Origin of the sequence: Collinsella aerofaciens ATCC 25986, from assembly GCF_964239575.1 — a bacterium.
Classification (GTDB): domain Bacteria; phylum Actinomycetota; class Coriobacteriia; order Coriobacteriales; family Coriobacteriaceae; genus Collinsella; species Collinsella aerofaciens_BQ.
Window position 1 is genome coordinate 1 of sequence record NZ_CAXSQQ010000052.1, and the last position, 1,584, is coordinate 1,584.

At 70.4% G+C, this 1,584-nt stretch carries 1 protein-coding gene; it reads right to left on the reverse strand.

The window, feature by feature from the left end; all coding sequences use genetic code 11:
- Positions 1-339: 339 nt before the first annotated feature.
- Positions 340-1,449 (reverse strand): IS110 family RNA-guided transposase, encoded by a 1,110-nt coding sequence (locus ACESUZ_RS10025; protein ID WP_373199905.1) that lies wholly within the window; start codon positions 1,447-1,449, stop codon positions 340-342.
- Positions 1,450-1,584 lie beyond the last annotated feature (135 nt).

The following is a 1,584-nucleotide window of genomic DNA, read 5'->3' on the forward strand; positions in this document are numbered from 1 at the left end:
TAATATGAGAAAGCCATTGTCAATAGGCATGTTCGTTCGAGCCCGGTTTGAAACCGGGCTTTTTCGTTTCCCGTCGGGAGGGCCCGCGCACGCTGCATGGCTTAGTCGACGCTTGCCTGGCAAGCTAATATCCGCGGGCTCTTGCGGGTGCGCTTCCGGCAGTCAGCCCGGTATGTCCGCGCACCCCACCGCATTTCGATTCTCCGTCCGGCGCGATCGTGCGAATCCAGTCTTTTGTCGGGCGCGGCCCGGGGGCTGCCCATAAAAAAGGTCGTGAACTCGCGCCGGCGATGCGTCGAGGCGCGGGCCCTCCCGGCGGGAGTCGGTTGTCGCCGCCCGCTAGAGGATGGTCCCCTCGGACCTGCACCCTATCTCCCAGACCCAGCAGGCGAGCTCGCGCGCCACGGCGGCGTTGGCCCTGCAGGCCGGCTTGCCGGCGTCCGCGAGCGCCTCGCGGCGGCGGTGGAGCCTGGCGGTGCAGTCGTCCGCCCTCGAGCGTATCGCCGGGGGCACGTCGGTGCCGGGGGCGGGGGCCTTGGGTTTCGGGGAGCACGCGGAGTAGTGCCATGCGGACTCTATGAGCGCCGTGCGCGCGAGCGCGTTGCCGGCCTTGGTTATCCCGCCGCGCCGCTCGGACTCGCCGCTCGAGTGCTCCGACGGGGTCAGCCCGCACCAGCTCGCGAATGCCGGCGCCGAGCGGAACCTACTGAAGGACCCGGCCTCCGCCGCGAGCCTGAAGGCCGTCAGGGTGTCGATCCCCTTGATGCAGGACAGCGCCTCCACCGTCGCCCGCCAGCGGTCGGTGCCCGCCAGCGCGACGACCCTCCTCTCGAGCTGCCGCCTGTCCGATTCCGCGCAGCGGGCGGCCGTGACGTAGTACTCGAGCGCGTCGCGCTGCGGCCCCTCGAGCCTGATCTCCGAGACCCACCTCCAGTGGGCCCTCGTCCAGGCCTTCCTCCTTGCCCCGTCGGCGTTGCGCTCGTCCCAGACGTGGCCCAGCCTGATCAGGAACATGTTGAGGCGCTGCCTCGAGCGGCGGAGCTCGCGGGTCGCGTCGTCGAGGGCGCGGTCGAGGTCCCGTGCGGCCTCTACCGCCGCGTCGGGCAGCGGGACCTCGACGATGTTGTGGGTGGCGAGCATGCGCGCGATGAACTCGGCGTCGCGCCGGTCGTTCTTGCGGCGCGCGTCCGCCGCGGGCCTCTGCATCTTGGAGACGGCGGCCACGGCGCAGTCGAGCCCGAGGGCGCGCAGCTCGCGCGCCATGTGGAAGCCGGTGGGGCCGCTCTCGTAGCAGGCCCTGGGCTCCTCGAACCCGAGCGCCCACTCGGCGATCTCGGCGGCGTCGGTGCCGAAGTCGCGGTGCACCACCTCGCCGGTGAAGGGGTTGAACGCCGCCGCGGCGACCGATCGCGCGTGGACGTCCAGTCCGATGGAGGTAACATGGGGCATGGGAAGCCTCCTCCCCGCAGGTGCGGTAAGGGCTACCGCACGGGCCGATACTCAAAGCCCATTGTGGCACCCTGAGCCCGCGGAAAGAAGCTGCGCCGCGGGGGAGGCGACCCCAATGGCTTTCTCATATCGTCT

What these genes read in the sequence shown, in the direction of transcription:
- ACESUZ_RS10025 (WP_373199905.1), bottom strand. Translation starts at nt 1,449, where the DNA reads ATGCCCCATGTTACCTCCATCGGACTGGACGTCCACGCGCGATCGGTC.